At 57.0% G+C, this 16,403-nt stretch carries 14 protein-coding genes; 6 read left to right on the top strand and 8 right to left on the bottom strand.

The features are described 5' to 3' along the window. Positions 1–16: 16 nt before the first annotated feature. Complete coding sequence (tsaB, locus tag RTE01_RS09830; protein ID WP_134526661.1) at positions 17–712, bottom strand: tRNA (adenosine(37)-N6)-threonylcarbamoyltransferase complex dimerization subunit type 1 TsaB; 696 nt, start codon at positions 710–712, stop codon at positions 17–19. A 67-nt stretch (positions 713–779) separates the two neighbouring features. After that, positions 780–2,690, bottom strand: coding sequence for an ATP-dependent DNA helicase (locus tag RTE01_RS09825; RefSeq protein ID WP_041146186.1), 1,911 nt, complete (start codon positions 2,688–2,690; stop codon positions 780–782). A 194-nt stretch (positions 2,691–2,884) separates the two neighbouring features. Here RTE01_RS09825 and RTE01_RS09820 point away from each other — a divergent pair, with 194 nt between their 5' ends. Then, positions 2,885–3,229, top strand: coding sequence for a RidA family protein (locus RTE01_RS09820; protein ID WP_041146187.1), 345 nt, complete (start codon positions 2,885–2,887; stop codon positions 3,227–3,229). Between the two features lie 65 nt (positions 3,230–3,294). Here the strand turns inward: RTE01_RS09820 and RTE01_RS09815 are convergent, their stop codons facing one another. Genes RTE01_RS09815 through RTE01_RS09795 form a run of 5 tightly spaced genes read right to left on the bottom strand, consistent with a single transcriptional unit; the run spans position 3,295 to position 8,638 of the window. After that, positions 3,295–4,434, bottom strand: a complete 1,140-nt coding sequence (locus tag RTE01_RS09815) for an alginate lyase family protein (RefSeq protein WP_134528554.1) — start codon at positions 4,432–4,434, stop codon at positions 3,295–3,297. A gap of 7 nt (positions 4,435–4,441) precedes the next feature. Next, a complete protein-coding gene (locus RTE01_RS09810; protein WP_141334955.1) occupies positions 4,442–5,536 on the bottom strand; it encodes an ABC transporter ATP-binding protein in 1,095 nt (364 codons plus the stop codon). Positions 5,537–5,546: 10 nt separating this feature from the next. Further along, positions 5,547–6,386: a carbohydrate ABC transporter permease gene (locus RTE01_RS09805; RefSeq protein WP_123709081.1), complete on the bottom strand. Its 840-nt coding sequence runs from the start codon at positions 6,384–6,386 to the stop codon at positions 5,547–5,549. 9 nt (positions 6,387–6,395) lie between these two features. Next, positions 6,396–7,337 carry a carbohydrate ABC transporter permease gene (locus RTE01_RS09800; RefSeq protein WP_255313516.1) on the bottom strand — a complete coding sequence of 314 codons (942 nt, stop codon included), beginning with the start codon at positions 7,335–7,337 and terminating at the stop codon, positions 6,396–6,398. A gap of 11 nt (positions 7,338–7,348) precedes the next feature. After that, positions 7,349–8,638, bottom strand: coding sequence for an ABC transporter substrate-binding protein (locus RTE01_RS09795; RefSeq protein ID WP_134526664.1), 1,290 nt, complete (start codon positions 8,636–8,638; stop codon positions 7,349–7,351). A gap of 527 nt (positions 8,639–9,165) precedes the next feature. Between RTE01_RS09795 and RTE01_RS09790 the strand changes: the two genes are divergently transcribed. Next, a complete protein-coding gene (locus RTE01_RS09790; RefSeq protein ID WP_134526668.1) occupies positions 9,166–10,404 on the top strand; it encodes an alginate lyase family protein in 1,239 nt (412 codons plus the stop codon). Beyond that, the gene (locus RTE01_RS09785; RefSeq protein ID WP_134526671.1) at positions 10,404–12,401 is read left to right on the top strand and encodes a heparinase II/III domain-containing protein; all 1,998 of its coding nucleotides are present in this window, start codon (positions 10,404–10,406) and stop codon (positions 12,399–12,401) included. The genes RTE01_RS09790 and RTE01_RS09785 overlap by 1 nt, the downstream gene beginning before the upstream one ends. 118 nt (positions 12,402–12,519) lie before the next feature. On the opposite strand, the gene RTE01_RS09780 is transcribed toward RTE01_RS09785, so the two are convergent. After that, positions 12,520–12,705: a YoaH family protein gene (locus RTE01_RS09780; protein WP_134526674.1), complete on the bottom strand. Its 186-nt coding sequence runs from the start codon at positions 12,703–12,705 to the stop codon at positions 12,520–12,522. 87 nt (positions 12,706–12,792) lie between these two features. On the opposite strand from RTE01_RS09780, the gene pabB reads away from it, so the two are divergent. The 3 genes from pabB (at position 12,793) to sdaA (ending at position 16,372) form a co-directional block, all read left to right on the top strand. Then, the gene (gene pabB, locus RTE01_RS09775; RefSeq protein WP_134526677.1) at positions 12,793–14,148 is read left to right on the top strand and encodes an aminodeoxychorismate synthase component 1; all 1,356 of its coding nucleotides are present in this window, start codon (positions 12,793–12,795) and stop codon (positions 14,146–14,148) included. 3 nt (positions 14,149–14,151) lie between these two features. Next, entirely contained in the window at positions 14,152–14,730 is a 579-nt protein-coding gene (locus tag RTE01_RS09770) for a CoA pyrophosphatase (RefSeq protein ID WP_041146190.1), read from the top strand. Positions 14,731–15,007: 277 nt separating this feature from the next. Beyond that, positions 15,008–16,372, top strand: coding sequence for an L-serine ammonia-lyase (gene sdaA / locus RTE01_RS09765; RefSeq protein ID WP_041147681.1), 1,365 nt, complete (start codon positions 15,008–15,010; stop codon positions 16,370–16,372). The last annotated feature ends 31 nt before the right edge of the window (positions 16,373–16,403 follow it).

Below are 16,403 nucleotides of genomic sequence, written 5' to 3'. Positions count from 1 at the left end.
TTATGCTTACTGAGATTCATCCACGGCCAGGAAGTTTCTTCCAGGCCACGTTGTTACGCAAATAAACCGGCTCGGCGAGCTCTACGGCAACGGTTTTTCCGACGGAAAGCAGATGGCAGGCCAGCGGCAGCATATCTTCCGCTGCCGGCAGCTCAATTTCGCCGTGGGTTAAGGTCAGCGAGGAGTCCTTCGCCAGATCGGGCCACGCCGGCCAGCCGGTGCCAACCGTTGCCCAGCGTCCCTCCAGCTGCTGCAGACGCTCGCTGACGGCCTCCGGCGTGAGGACTGCTTCGGTCTCTTCGCCGTGCCAGACGCCCTGCTCGTCGCGCTGATATTCCGCCCAGTAAACCTCGCCCATGCGGGCATCAATGGCGGCCAGCACGCGGGTGGCGCCGGTTTTACGCCATGCCCCCTGCGCCATGGTGGCCAACGTAGAAACGCCGATCATCGGCAGTTCGGCGCCGAGCGCCAGGCCCTGCGCAATGCCGATACCGATGCGCACGCCGGTAAAGCTACCCGGGCCGCGGCCGAATGCCAGCGCATCCAGGTCGGTCAGCAGGACGTTGCTTTCGTTAAGGACATCCTGCACCAGAGGCAGAATACGTTGCGTATGTTCACGGGGGCAGATTTCAAAATGAGCACAAAGGGTGCCATCATTCCACAGCGCCGCGGAGCAGGCCTCCGTGGCGGTATCGATAGCTAAAATTCGCATGGGTTGTCGCGCTCTCGCTATAGCAGATTGACAAAATGGCGCGCAGTTTATCACATTTTACGCCGGATCACCGCACCGGCGGCACGGCGAGAAAGCGCACCGCCCGGCGGATATCGCGGGTTCGCGGCGCCGGGGGCAGGCTGGCGAGGAATACCGCGCCATAGGGGCGCATCACCAGACGGTTATCGCAAATGACCAGCACGCCGCGGTCGTCAATGTCGCGGATCAGGCGCCCCACGCCCTGCTTGAGGGTGATCACCGCATCCGGCAGCTGAACCTCGTCGAACGGGTCGCCGCCGCGCAGCCGGCAGTCTTCCATTCGCGCTTTCAGCAGCGGATCGTCGGGAGAGGTAAAGGGGAGCTTATCGATAATCACCAGCGAGAGGGCATCGCCGCGCACGTCGACCCCTTCCCAGAAGCTGCTGGTCGCCACCAGCAGCGCGTTACCGGCGCTGACGAACTGCTGCAGCAGCTGGCCTTTGCTGGTTTCCCCCTGCAGGAGAACCGGCAGCGTCATGGTGGCGCGGAACTGCTCCGCCAGATCGCGCATCATGGCGTGGGAGGTGCACAGCATAAAGCAGCGCCCGTCGTTAGCCTCAATCAACGGCTTGAGCATCGCCGCCAGGTGACGCGCCGCGCCGGGCTGATTCGGCAGCGGCAGATTGCGCGGCACGCAGAGCAGCGTCTGGTGAGCATAATCAAACGGGCTGGGCAGCAGCAGCGACTCGGCCTCTTCAATCCCGAGGCGAGAGGTAAAGTGGCGCAGATCGTCATTTACCGACAGCGTTGCCGAGGTGAAAATCCAGCTGCCGGGCTTTTGCGCCATCACTTCTTTAAACTTTTCGGCGACGGTCAGCGGGGTCAAGGCCAGCGTAAAGTGGCGCGAGGTGCACTCATACCAGTAGCTGAAGCCCGGCTGGTTAATCTCTTTCAGCCGCTTGAGCCGCGCGCGATAGACCGTTGCCCGCTCAAAGGCGGCATCCAGCAGCGCGGAGCGCCCAAGGGAGAGCTTCGCCACGTCGTAACAGAGTTCCAGCGCGTCATCGAGCAGCAGCAGCGCACGCTGGATATGGCTATCGGCCAGCAGGTCGCGCAGGTTGCCGCGATAGCCGGGGTCACCGAGCTGCAGGCGAAAATCCTGCGCGCTCTGGGCCAGGCGATCGGCGCATTTTTGCAGCTGCTGGGTATCTTTGAGTTCGGTGCGGTAGGCGATGGTGATGTCTTTCGCCAGGTCCTGCAGCTGGCGGCTGGAGAGCGACTGGCCAAAATACTGGCTGGCGATATCCGGCAGCTGATGCGCTTCATCGAAGATCATCACTTCAGCCTCAGGGATGAGCTCAGCGAAGCCGCTCTCTTTAACCACCATATCGGCGAGGAACAGGTGATGGTTAACCACCACCACGTCGGCATCCATCGCCTTTTTACGCGCTTTAACCACGAAGCACTCTTTATACAGCGGGCAATCGCTGCCAAGGCAGTTGTCATTGGTGCTGGTGACCAGCGGCCAGGCCTGCGAGTCCTCCGCCACGCTGACGCAGGTGCTGACGTCGCCGTCAATCGTTTGGTTAGACCACGATCGCAGCAGGATGACATCGCTCAGAACCTGCACCGGCAGATCGCCCCCGGCCAGCGCCTGCTGCTCGAGACGCTCCAGGCACAGGTAGTTCGACCGCCCTTTCAGCAGCGCCAGCTTACCGGTAAATTTCAGCGCCGTAGCTACCGTTGGCAGGTCGCGGCTGTAGAGCTGATCCTGCAGCGCCTTCGAGCCGGTGGAGATAATCACCTTTTTGTTGGCCCGCAGCGCGGGTGCCAGGTAGGCGTAGGTCTTACCGGTTCCGGTCCCAGCTTCGACCACCAGAGGCCGCGTTTCCTTAATAGCCTGCGTCACCGCCACCGCCATCAGGCGCTGCGGCTCGCGTGGTTTGAATCCCGGAATCGCGTTGGCCAACTGGCCGTCTGCTGCAAAATCGTCGATCACAATGCCCCCTGGTTATTTGGACAGTGATTATGTCAGGGAGGAGCTCTTTTCACCAGCCCGGGTAGTGACGCGAGCGGAACATTATGGCAGTCTTGCCCCCGTCAAACGGATATACCCGTCGTCTTTCGGGCGGTTTCCGCGCCGGTTCTGCCGGCAACGCCGCCTGAAATTCATTGGATTGAGAGGAAACTGAAATGACTATTACGCGTATCGATGCGGAAGCCCGCTGGTCTGATGTGGTGATCCACAACCAGACGCTGTACTACACCGGCGTGCCGGCAAACCTCGACGCAGGCGCCGAAGAGCAAACCGCCAACACCCTGGCGCAGATTGACGCGGTGCTTGAGAAACAGGGCAGCAACAAGTCGCGTATTCTCGACGCCACCATTTTCCTTGCCGACAAAAGTGATTTTGCCGCGATGAACAGAGCCTGGGACGCCTGGGTTGTTGCCGGTCACGCGCCGGTTCGCTGCACCGTGCAGGCCGCGCTGATGAAAGCAGAATACAAAGTCGAAATTAAAATTATCGCCGCGGTGTAAGCACTTTTACGCTGAGCCTTTCCGGGGTCGGCGCAAGCGCCTCGCCCGGAAAGGTGCCCGCCCTATCAGGCCGGGCACCACATCAACTGTTCTTTTAACGGTAACGTCTCCTGAGGCAAGCACTTCAGGGCTTCGCGATAGGTTGCCAACTGCTGGGGATATCCCCGCGCCGACTGCAATAACACTCTTAGCGCACTATCCCAGACAATTCCCTGCAAGTCGCTATACGGCCACAGATCCGGCTCACGGATAAACGGCACCAGATAATCAATCCCCTGCTTCACCCCTCGCCCGTCGCGGACTGTATTCCAGCGATCAAACTCAACGTGTTCAGCGTAGCGGTTAAGCAGCAGATGCGCTTCCAGGTTAAACAGCGAATAGTGAAACGGAATGGTGCGCTCCAGTTCCATCGTCTGCTTGCCGTCCTGGTCGATTTGCGCCGCCATCCGTTGGGTAATGCCCTGTTCGATAATCCGCGCCACCAGGCCTTTATCGCCATAGAACAGCGCGTTCACTGCACGCTGGGCGTCATACCAGGTGCCGTGGTTGTTGTGCCAGACATACTCAGAATGGCCTATTTCGCTGTAATACATCCAATGGTTGAAGTCGCGGAACCACTGGTGCAGGCCGATGATATCATCCGTATCCAGCACGCTTGCCGCATTAATCAGTCCGATGGTGTCAACCACCATCCACAGCAGGCGCGTGTCGATAAGCCCGGTGCCGCGACCGGAGACAATCCCCGGGATCGCCTGACCGTAGTTCAGATGCGGGTTCATCCGCGTATCCGCATCAAGAAACCAGCAGCGGATCTGCTGCGCGGCGGCCTGCGCGTACTGTCGCTGGCCGGTGAAGTACCATGCCAGCCCCAGCGTCAGGCAACGTTCGCACATACGGATAATGCGCGTGGTGTCGGTGTCGTTATTTTCGCACTGCGGATTGATGTGCCCGTCGCGGCGAATATAGGGCAGCCCGTTGGGCCGCCGTGGATTAGGCCACCAGTAGGTACCAAGACTGTAGTAATCATGGGCGTCGCCGCTCGCCGGACGCAGTTTTTTATGCACCACACTTTCCGGCGGCTCGCGGCGCAGCAAGTCCGCTTCCGTCACCAGTTTCCCGAGCGCCTGCTGGAGTGGAGAAAATGGCTGCTTTAGTCCCGCGCGGGCATTCTCAAGACAGCTTTCATCAAGGGTGTACAGCTTCATCGCCACCTTATTCATCCTCCGCACAGGCGATGCGCAGGCCGCTTTGCGCATCAAACAGATGCACGCCGGAAAGCTTCGGCTGCAGCCAGATATTATCGCCCTCCTTGACCGCAAGACGCTGTTTGAACACCGAAGTGAATGCCCCGCCGCCAGTATCGCAGAACAGTTGCATATCCGAGCCGGTATTCTCCACCGCCGTAACCTTTGCCGCCAGAGCGTCGTCGCGAGCTTCGTGCACCACGTTGACCTGCTCCGGGCGAATCGCGTAGACCACCTGCTGCCCGTTTTGCACCCGTGATCCCGCAGGCAGCGCCAGCAGCGAACCGTCCTTCAGACGCAGAGTGGTGATGTTGCCGTTAATCACCACTTCGCCCCGCAGCTGGTTGATTTCCGGTGAGCCGATAAAACCGGCGACAAACAGGTTCGCCGGCTGGTCGTACAGCGCCAGCGGGGTGCCCGCCTGCTCAATTCGCCCGTCGCGCAGCACGACGATCATTTGCCCCATGGTCATGGCTTCAATCTGGTCGTGCGTCACGTATACCGAGGTGGTTTTCAACCGACGATGCAGCTCGCGGATTTCACCGCGCACCTGGGTACGCAGCTTGGCATCGAGGTTTGATAACGGTTCATCAAACAAGAATACCTGCGGCTTACGTACAATGGCGCGTCCCATCGCCACACGTTGACGTTGACCGCCGGAGAGATCTTTTGGCAAACGCTCAAGCAGCGGTTCCAGCCCCAACAGCGCCGCCGCATCGTTAACCTTCTGGTTGATTTCCGTCTTCGCCAACCGCGACATTTTCAGCGCAAAGCCCATGTTTTCGCGCACCGTCATCTGCGGATACAGCGCGTAGCTCTGAAACACCATCGCGATATCACGCCGCTTCGGTTCAACCTCGGTGACGTTGCGTTCATTAATATGCACTTCACCAGCGGATATCTCTTCCAGTCCGGCAATCATGCGCAGCAGCGTCGATTTGCCGCAGCCACTTGGCCCGACAAGGACGCAGAACTCACCGTCCGGGATAGTCAGCGACACGTCTTTAATGACGTGCGTATCACCATAAGACTTCCGCACGCTATTCAATACAACAGATCCCATTGGTAACTCCTTATCCTTTGACCGCGCCGGACATAATCCCGCGATTGAAATGTTTTTGCAGACCCAGATAGACGATGATGCTTGGCAGCATCGCCAGTAGCGTAATGGCGATAAAAATGTTCGGTGTGATGCTCTCATCGGTACGCAGCGTACCGAGGATCACCGGAATAGTGTTCAGGCTGTCCTGGTTGACCACAATCAGCGGCAGCAGGTACTGGTCCCAAATCATGATGAAGCCAAAGGTCACTACCGTGCCGAGCGCCGGTTTCACCAGCGGGAGGATCACATGGAAGAAGATTTGCCATTCGTTAGCGCCGTCAATGCGTGCCGCCTCTTCCAGTTCTTTCGGGATGGCCGACATAAACTCGGTCAGCACAAAGATGGAGAATGCCCAGCCCACCACCGGCAGAATCATCCCGAGGTAGCTGTTGTAGAGCGATGCATCGATAAACGGCAGCCGCCAGTTAATAATCATGTACAGCGGAATGGCGATAACTTCTTCCGGCAGCATCATGGTGGACAAAATCACCAGACTGACCAGCGCCACGCCGCGGAACTTTTTGCGTGCCAGCGCGTAGGCCGCCAGCGCGCTCACCGAGACCTGCAAAACTGTGCCGAAAAACACCACCAGCACTGAGTTCAGCAGGTACTGCCAGACGCCGATATCCATCCAGGCGAAGATAAAGTTCTCGAAGGAGAACTGATTCGGCCAGGCCAACAGTTCGCCCGGCTTGACCGGCGCGCCGCTGAACGCGGTCGCGACGATGCCCCAGAACGGGCCGACAAAAACAATCAACAACAGCGCGTAAATGCACCAGCGTCCTGCGGTATCCCAACGTTTACTTAACATCACGGCTCCTTAGTAACGTGCGATACGTTTTTTTAGCGTTAAATGACAGATGGTTAAGATCACCGTAAAGGTGAACAGCAGGAACGACACCGCCGAGGCGTAGCCATAGTCGAACTGCTCAAAACCCAGTTTATAGATGTGGGTCATGACCATTTCCGTGGCGTTAGAGGGGCCGCCGCCGGTGGTGGCGTACACTTCCGCAAAGACACGGAAACCACGAATAAAGGAGAGCATCAGCACCACCGACAGCGCCGGGATCATTCCGGGCAAGGTGACGTAACGCAGGCGGTTCCACCAGTTTGCGCCGTCAACGTTCGAGGCGTCGTACAGATCGCGGCTGATACCCGCCAGCCCGGCAATGAAAATCACCATGTTGTAGGGCACTGCTTTCCAGATATGCAGCAACATGATCACCCCCAGCGCCTGATCGGAGCTGGCAAGGAAACCCTGATCGGCGACGCCAAACCAGCTCAGAATGTGGTTTACCACCCCGTTTGGTGTAGGGTTAAACAGGATGCGCCACATTTCGGCGACAATTGCCGCGCTGGTCACTGCCGGTAAAAAGATGGCGGTGCGAATAAATCGCAGGTGGCGCGCTGGCCCTTCAAGCAGCATGGCGAGGAAAAAAGCCAGGATTGCGGCGGCAAACATGGTCACCACCACGTACAGCAGGGTATTCACCACTGCCGCATGTAGCTCAACGTCGGCGAAAGCGCGGGTAAAGTTCGCCAATCCCACCCACTCGTCCGGTTGATTAAAGTTAACCTTGTAAAAGCTCATCACCAGCCCCTGAATCATCGGGATGAACTTAAACCAGCTAAAAATAATCAGCGCCGGGGCTAAAAACAGCCACGGAATCAGCGCCCGCTTGCGCTTTGGCGTCAACCATCCGGTGGCTTCAGGCGAAGCGGCTTGCTTTAGCGGCGAAGACTTCGTCTCATGCAGCGTCATAACTTACTCCCTCAATTAGCCAGCACATTTTGCTTTTGCAACTCAGCGTCGACCTTGCCATCTATCGCCTTCAGCTCAGCGGCAATATCGCTGTTGCAATTGGCGAAAATACGGTTAAAGCCATCGGCAGCCACCTGACGAACCGGCGTCCAGTTCGGAATTTGCGGTACGTAACGGCCCTGTTCGTTGTAGAGCCGAGCGAAGGTTTCCCAGCGCGGGTCCTGATAGACTGCTTTGACATCGACATTTTTATTTACCGGCAGGCGCACCACCGGAATGTGCTTGCTGCCTTTACCCATGCCAATTTCCTGGCCTTCGGTCGAAATCATAAATTCGATAAATTTACGCGCCGCCTCTTTTTGCTTGCTGCTCTTCATCATAAAGACGGAGGTCCCTTCAGCCAGAGTAGCTTCCCCTTTTGGCCCCACCACCGGCAGGACCTCAAAGTTGTCTTTGCCCGGGTCTTTATCAAACAGCGCGATGTGGTACGGGCCGCTAAAGAACATGCCGCTTTGCCCGGAACGGAAGGATGGGATAACGTCGGCGGTGGTGGCGTTAATCGCCCCCGGCTGGGTGACTTTTTCACACATCATGGTACGCATAAACGTCAACGCCTGCGCGACTTGCGGGGTTTGCAGCGAGGCGCTGAACTTGCCGTTATTCTCTTTGACAAAATCACCGCCCGCCTGCCAGATAAAGCTGCTCATAAACCAGCTGGCATAGCCACGGGTCGTGGATGCCGGAACAACAAATCCGTAAGTGTCGTGTTTGCCGTTCCCGTCCGGGTCCTGGGTGGTAAAGGCTTTGGCCAGCGTTTGAATATCATCCCAACTTTTCGGCTGCGGCAGGCCTAATTTCTCGCGCCAGTCCTTGCGCACAAATAGCGCGAAGGTTTGCGCGGATGTTGGAACGCCATAGTATTTGCCGTCAATATAGCGGGTACTGTTCCAGGCGGTCTGATACAGCTGGTCACCACCCTTAATGCCTGAGGGGTCGATTTCTTCCGCAATACCCAGTTGAATAAACTGTCCCAGCGATGCCGCGTCGTTAAAAATCAGGTCCGGTAAGGCGTTGCCCGCCGTCGCCCTCGCCAGGCGCTGTTCAAAATCAGTCGTGGCGTTGAAATACTCAATTTTAATGCCGGTATTCTCTTCGAACTTTTCAGCCTCTTGTTTATAGATATTTTTGGAGTCATTGCTTGCGCGGATCCACACGTTAAGGGTCGTGGCGGCGTAGCTTTGCCCGACGCCAACACCCAGAGCGGTAACAAGTAATAATGAACGTAATTTATTCGCAGACATGATTGCATATCCTTTATTGTAGGGCACAACGGTAATTAAATTCGCAACAGCTGTTTTTCTGTGAGCGCGATTAACATTGAGGCATTAATTCAACATGCATAAAAAAGTATTTCCAAACATTAAATAGAAATGCATTTCTCAATACAACCACACAAAAAAGAAATTGCATTTCAAAAACTTAAAAGTTGAATCAGATCACATCAAATAGTGACACAAAAAGTGACATTAAAATTTAATAATTAAAAATCAATAAGTTATAAACTTAGTCATTTTGTTGCATTTATCAATAAAAATTGAAAAACGTCGAAAACCGTGAACTACACAGCATTAAATGAGTCATTTTTCATCCACCGCAATAATCATGATGAACATCACAAAAAAAATCACTTTGTCTTTTACACTGCACGCCATGCTATTTATCAAGGCGTTATTTTTTAATTAATTCACCTGCCTTTTACGTCATGGAAATACGCAACAGGCATAATTCTCTTGTTATCTTTTCTCATATTTGAAGAAGGGTTATCACTATGTATTCAATACCTCGCCGAGGAATATTAGGCTTTACGTTTCTCTGTTGCAGCATCAGTGCATCCCTGTATGCCGCTGAACCCTACACCCTTGACGGTAAAGATTTAGCCTATAGCCGCCAGCAGATAGCGGCTAAAGACCCGCTGTTCGTGCAGGCCGCAAACGCGCTGTTAAACAAGGCGGACCTGGCGCTTAAACATCCGCTGCTTTCAGTGATGGATAAAACGCTGGTCGCCGCCAGCGGCAATAAGCACGATTACTACAGCTTTCCACCGTACTGGTGGCCAAACCCGGAGACCAAAGACGGTCTGCCGTACATCCGCAAAGATGGGCAAACTAACCCGGACGCAAACAGTAATGCCACGGATAAAAATCGCCTGGTGAAAATGAGCAACGATGTCTCGACGCTGGCGCTGGCATGGTATTTCTCTCAGGATGAACGCTACGCGCAGAAGGCCGTTCAACAGATTAAAAGCTGGTTCCTCGACGCCAATACCCGCATGACCCCGAACCTGCAATATGCGCAGGCTATCCCCGGGATTAATACCGGACGTGGCATTGGCATTATCGATAGCCGGGCGCTGGTTGAGGTGGTTGATGCCATCTCCCTGCTGCAATCATCCAGCGCACTGAGTGAAAAGGACGTAACGGCGCTTAAACAGTGGTTCGGCGAGTTTTATCACTGGATGACCACCAGCCAGAACGGCTTTGAAGAAGAGAACTGGCACAACAATCACGGCACTTATTTTGATATGCAAGCCGCCACCTATGCGCTGTTCAGCGGCAAAATCGAAGAAGCGAAAAAGCGTCTGTACATCACTCAATTGCGCCGTATCGCCGGGCAGTTTGATATGCAAGGCCGTCAGATGGCTGAGCTTGAGCGCACCCGTCCGTGGCACTACAGCAACTTCAACCTCGAAGCCTATAACCGTCTGGGACGTCTGGGCGAAAAAGCCGGTGTCGATATCTGGAACTTTACCCTCGACGACCATAGCCTGCAAAAAGGCTATCAATATGTCGCTGGCTTTATTAACAGCGGCACGCCGTGGCCATGGAAAGACCTCGACAAAATGGACGATAAAAAAGCGCTACGCAACATTGCGAGCGCCGCCCACGCATGGCCGAACAATCCGCTATTTAGCGAGAAAGCGCGCTGGCTGAGAGCGAAATATCCTGACGATATCACCACGCTCATCGCCCCACTTCCTGCATCAACCGAGGTCAGGGATAACCAATAATGAAACAATTTTCTGGGCTATGGACCGACATTGCCAGACGTGCAGCCGATAATGTCGAGCAGATTGAACAGCTCGTGAAGGATGCACAACCGATACTTGAAGCCGCCGTTCACATCCCGCAAACCGGGATAGCCAGTTGGAATCTTTATTACTTTTGTCAGCACCATGGGGTGCGGCTGACGTGGCTGGCGGACTCTCCCCACCAGCACGCTTGCCCTGTGGATGGCGAAACATTCAGCGGCGAGCCCTGGGACGGCGCATGGTGGCGTGAAATGAACGGTCGCAACGCCAGCGCCTGCCAGCAGTTGGGGCTGCTTTGGCGTCTGACCGGGGAAACGCCGTACCGCGATAAAGTCCGCATGCTGCTAATGGGCTATGCGGATGTTTATCCCGACTATAAAGTCCATGGCGATATTCCGCACAATGGTCCTGGCAAAATGAATGCCCAGACGCTGTGCGAAGCCAACTGCATTCTGGATATGGCGCTAGGATATGATTTTATTCGCGACAGCTTACCGCCCGGTGAGCAGCAGCACATTGGCGAGATCCTGCTGCGCTGCGCGGCAACGTTTCTGCGCGCGCATCGCAGCCCACAAATCCATAACCATGAAGTGAAAATCAGCGCGGCGCTCGGGGTGCTGGGGTTTGTGCTGGAAGATGAGAGCCTGCTGGATTTTGCCGTAAATCAGCCCTACGGGCTGCGCTGGCAACTCGAGCATGGATTACTGGCTGAAGGTTTATGGTTTGAAGGTTCGATTCACTACCACTACTACGCGCTGCAGGGGTTCTTTGCCTTTGAGAAGCTGGCGCGTGGCACCCGCTGGAGCCTGCTTGATGGCCCGTGGTATCCACGAATGCTCAGTTTCCCACTCTCGCTTGTGCTCCCTGACGGTACCTTCCCACGTCTGAACGATTGCCTCGCCGGACAAGAGAAGCTGTATCACCGCGATCTGTACGAATTTGCCTGGTTTATCTGGCATGACCCGCTCTACGCGTCGGTCCTGCAGTTGACTGAAGATGAAGCGGATTGGCGGGAGACGCTGCTGTGGCGCGACCGGGCGCTGCCTGAAACCGCAATCAATCCGCTCCCGCAACACTCGGTCTTTGCTCCGGGCGCCGGGCTGACGCTGTGGCGACACCCGCAGCAGCAGTTGGCGGTGTTGATCAAACACAGCCCCTGGGGCGGCGAGCACGATCACTACGATCGGCTGAGTCTGATGCTGTGGCAACACAACGGCTGGTTACTCCCGGATCTTGGCACCACGGGCTACGGTGCGAAAATGCACTACGATTATTACAAAAACAGCGCCACCCACAACACGCTGTCCGTCAACCAGACCAATCAGCCGCCAGCCAACACCGAGGTCTTGGGCTGGCATATGGGCGATGATTATCACTGGATAGACGCGGAAGTTAACTGGAAGAAGCCGCCACCAACGCTTAATAGCCATACGCGGGTAGAATGGGATGTTGAGGCATGGCGCGAAGTGCGCTTTCGCCGTCGCCTGTTGTGGCTGGATGATGTGCTGATTGACCTGTCAACGGTGGAAAACCCTCATCGCCAGCAGCTCGACTGGACGCTGCATCTGGCCGCGAAGGCGCTCGACCAAAGCGGCATGCCGCAACCCTTTTCGCTCAGAGGGCCGCTGCGTGATATGCGGGATTCAACCGTGACGCCGCTTCACGGCTGTCAGCCGCGCCACTTTTCCCGCGAGAACGACACCTTTGCCCTGTGGCTAGCCGGTGACGGTGAACTGTGGCAAGGGCTGGCTCCCGATAATCCGGCGATCGGCGACCTCAGCTATCTGGTATTACGCAACCATCTGCCGCAGGCGCGTTTTTGTTGTGTTTGGGATCTGGCGAAAACGTCACCGCTGACCGAAGTAAGCGTACATCACACGCCCCTCGGTACTCAGTTGAACTTCTGGCGTGGTGAGCGCGTGACCCACGTGATGCTGCATGAAGATCCCGGCCTGCTGCCAGAGGTGATTATTTGACCCGCCGCCTTCCGCTAACGGAGGGCGCGTTTAACATTTTTCGCCGGTAATCATCGGCCTGAAGGGGGAGACTGTCAGGGAACTGGCTCCCTGCTGATATATCAAAGACGCTATCTACTTACTCTTCGTCTTCATCATCTTCAAAGCGCGCTACGATTCGGTCCCCGGTATGCGTGGCGCGCAGTTCGTTGGCCACCAGGCGAATCGCCTCACCGCTGCTCATCCCCTGCGACATCAGCTCATGGATACGCTCTACTGCTTTTTGCTGCTGCTCGTGGCTCAGCGAAGGTAAACCTGCAAACATATCTGACTCCTGCTACATTGTGGGGCGTAATTATTTCACGCCGTCCCCTTATTAGCCAGCGGGCGGTAACGATCAGGATCGAGGAAGATGTTGTCCCCCGCTATTATTACCCTGCCCTGGCATCCGGATGCCGCCGAGCGCTACTTTGCGCCGATAAGCGCAGCGCCCTGGGCGATGCTGCTGCACTCAGGCTTTGCCGATCATCCGCACAACCGTTTTGATATTATCGTCGCCGAGCCGCGCGCGACGCTGACGACCCGCGGCGGTATCACCACGGTGAATGACGGCCAAACGTTGACGACTTCGGCTGACGATCCGCTAACAATCCTGGCGCAGCAGCTGGCGCAGTGCGGACTCGCGCCGCAGGCCCATCCGCACCTGCCGTTCCTTGGCGGCGCGCTGGGGCTGTTCGGCTACGATCTGGGGCGCCGCTTCGAAAAGCTGCCCTCTCATGCCGACGCGGATATTGCCCTGCCGGATATGGCGGTCGGTATTTACGACTGGGCGCTGATCGTCGATCACCAGCGGCGTGAAGTCGCTCTGCTGAGCTACGACGATCCCCACGCGCGCCTGCGCTGGCTGACGGCACAAGCGGCCCCAGCGGCGACCCCTTTTAGCCTGACCTCGGCCTGGCGCTCTAATATGAGCCGCGAGCAGTACGGCGAGAAATTTCGCCAGGTGCAGGCGTGGCTGCAAAGCGGTGACTGCTACCAGGTCAACCTGGCCCAGCGCTTCCAGGCCCGCTATCAGGGCGACGAGTGGCAGGCATTTTGCCAGCTTAACCGCGCTAACAGAGCCCCGTTCAGCGCCTTTATTCGCCTCGAGGACGGCGCGGTGCTGAGCCTCTCTCCGGAGCGTTTTATCCGGCTGCATCAGGGTGAAATCCAGACCCGGCCGATTAAAGGCACCCTACCGCGGCTGGCCGATCCGCAGCAGGATGCCCGCCAGGCGAAAAGGCTGGCTAACTCGCCAAAGGATCGCGCTGAAAATTTGATGATCGTCGATTTGATGCGCAACGATATTGGCCGGGTGGCCGAGCCCGGCAGCGTTCGCGTACCCGAGCTCTTCGTCGTTGAGCCGTTCCCGGCGGTCCACCATCTGGTCAGCACCATTACCGCCAGGCTACCGGCCCATCTTCACGCCAGCGACCTGCTGCGCGCGGCGTTTCCCGGCGGCTCCATTACCGGCGCCCCCAAGGTGCGCGCGATGCAAATTATCGATAGCCTTGAGCCGCAGCGGCGCAACGCGTGGTGCGGCAGCATTGGCTATCTCAGCCTGTGCGGGAATATGGACACCAGCATTACGATCCGCACGCTGACGGCGTGGCAAGGGCAGCTATACTGCTCTGCGGGCGGCGGAATTGTCGCGGATAGCGAAGAAGACGCTGAATACCAGGAAACGTTTGATAAAGTTAACCGCATTCTGCACCAACTGGAGAGTTAAGATATGGCGGATAGCGCCCTTGAGCTGGACGACTTTCTTTCGCGCTTTCAATTACTGCGCCCGCAGCCTTCGCAAGGCGCCCTCAATCAGCGCCAGGCCGCGGTGCTGGTACCGATTGTCCGTCGCCCGCAGCCGGGGCTGCTGCTTACCCAGCGCTCGCCGCGGATGCGTAAGCACGCCGGCCAGGTGGCCTTCCCGGGCGGGGCGGTCGATAACAGCGACGCGTCGCTGATTGCCGCCGCGCTCCGCGAGGCGCAGGAAGAGGTGGCCATTCCCCCTGAACAGGTGGAAATCATCGGCGTTCTGCCGCCGGTGGATAGCGTGACCGGCTTTCAGGTCACCCCGGTGGTGGGGATCATTCCGCCAAACCTGCGCTATCACGCCAGCCAGGATGAGGTGGCGGCGGTCTTTGAAATGCCGCTGGCCGAAGCGCTGCGCCTGGGTCGCTATCACCCGCTGGATGTCCATCGCCGCGGCAACTCGCATCGGGTCTGGCTTTCGTGGTATCAGCATTATTTTGTCTGGGGAATGACCGCGGGGATTATCCGCGAGCTGGCCCTGCAAATCGGCGTCAAGCCCTGACGCCTTAATCGACTTTGCGCAGCCCTTCTTCCGGCTGCGTTCCCTCGCCGAACTCCCCCGCACCGCCCTTTGCTTAACCCTCTTCCGGCTACCCATCGGGCCCGTTATTTAGGGTATATACTTAAATATGACGGCGCTCTCAACATTAGTAAATTAATGGTTATCCATTAGTTTAATTCATGTGAATAGTTAAGCTGATGCTACGGTTCCCTCTTACACTATGCGCAGTTATCACATCGTTGCCGCACCCGCGGCAACCCTGTACTGGAGTGTTATGGTGATTAGTATATTCGACATGTTCAAGGTGGGGATTGGTCCCTCATCTTCCCATACTGTAGGGCCGATGAAGGCCGGTAAACAGTTCGTCGATGACCTGGTCGAAAAGGGACTACTTAGTGACGTGACGCGCGTGGCGGTTGACGTCTACGGCTCGCTGTCATTAACCGGCAAAGGCCACCACACGGACATCGCCATTATCATGGGGCTGGCGGGCAATCAGCCCGATACGGTCGACATTGACGCGATTCCGGCATTTATTCGCGACGTAGAAGCGCGCGGACGCCTGCTGCTGGCGCAAGGGCAGCAGGAAGTCGATTTCCCGCAGGATGACGGCATGCGTTTTCGCAGCGACAATCTGCCGCTGCACGAGAACGGGATGACGATTCATGCCTGGGCCGGTGACAAAGAAATCTACAGCAAAACTTACTACTCCATCGGCGGCGGTTTTATCGTCGACGAAGAGCATTTCGGCAAAGAAGATGCGGGCGAGCTCAGCGTTCCTTACCCGTTTAAATCGGCGCAGGAGATGCTGGGCTACTGCAAAGAGACCGGACTGTCGCTCTCCGGAATGGTGATGCAGAACGAGCTGGCGCTGCACGACAAAAAAGAGATCGAAGACTATTTCGCCAACGTCTGGCAGACCATGCGCGCCTGTATCGATCGCGGCATGAATACCGAAGGGGTACTGCCAGGGCCGCTGCGCGTACCGCGTCGCGCCTCTGCGCTGCGCCGCCTGCTGGTTGCCAGCGATAAGCTCTCCAGCGACCCGATGAACGTCATTGACTGGGTGAACATGTTTGCCCTCGCCGTCAACGAAGAGAACGCCGCCGGCGGCCGCGTGGTTACGGCTCCGACCAACGGCGCCTGCGGGATTGTGCCCGCGGTGCTGGCCTACTACGACCACTTTATTGAATCGGTCAGCCCTGATATCTACATTCGCTACTTTATGGCGTCCGGCGCCGTGGGCGCGCTGTACAAGATGAATGCTTCTATTTCAGGCGCGGAAGTGGGCTGTCAGGGCGAGGTTGGTGTAGCGTGCTCGATGGCCGCCGCGGGTCTTGCAGAGCTGCTCGGCGCCAGCCCGGAGCAGGTGTGCGTGGCGGCAGAGATCGGCATGGAGCACAATCTTGGCCTTACCTGCGATCCCGTCGCCGGCCAGGTCCAGGTGCCGTGCATCGAACGCAACGCTATCGCATCGGTTAAAGCGATTAACGCCGCGCGAATGGCGATGCGCCGTACCAGCGAACCGCGCGTCTCCCTCGATAAAGTTATCGAGACGATGTACGAAACCGGCAAGGATATGAACGCCAAATATCGCGAGACCTCCCGCGGCGGTCTGGCCATCAAAGTACAGTGTGACTAAACCATCGCAAACGAAATGCGCCCTAACCGGC

The sequence above is a fragment of the Klebsiella terrigena genome (assembly GCF_006539725.1).
In the GTDB taxonomy this organism is placed as follows: Bacteria; Pseudomonadota; Gammaproteobacteria; order Enterobacterales; family Enterobacteriaceae; genus Klebsiella; species Klebsiella terrigena.
This window is presented reverse-complemented; position numbering and strand designations above follow the sequence as displayed.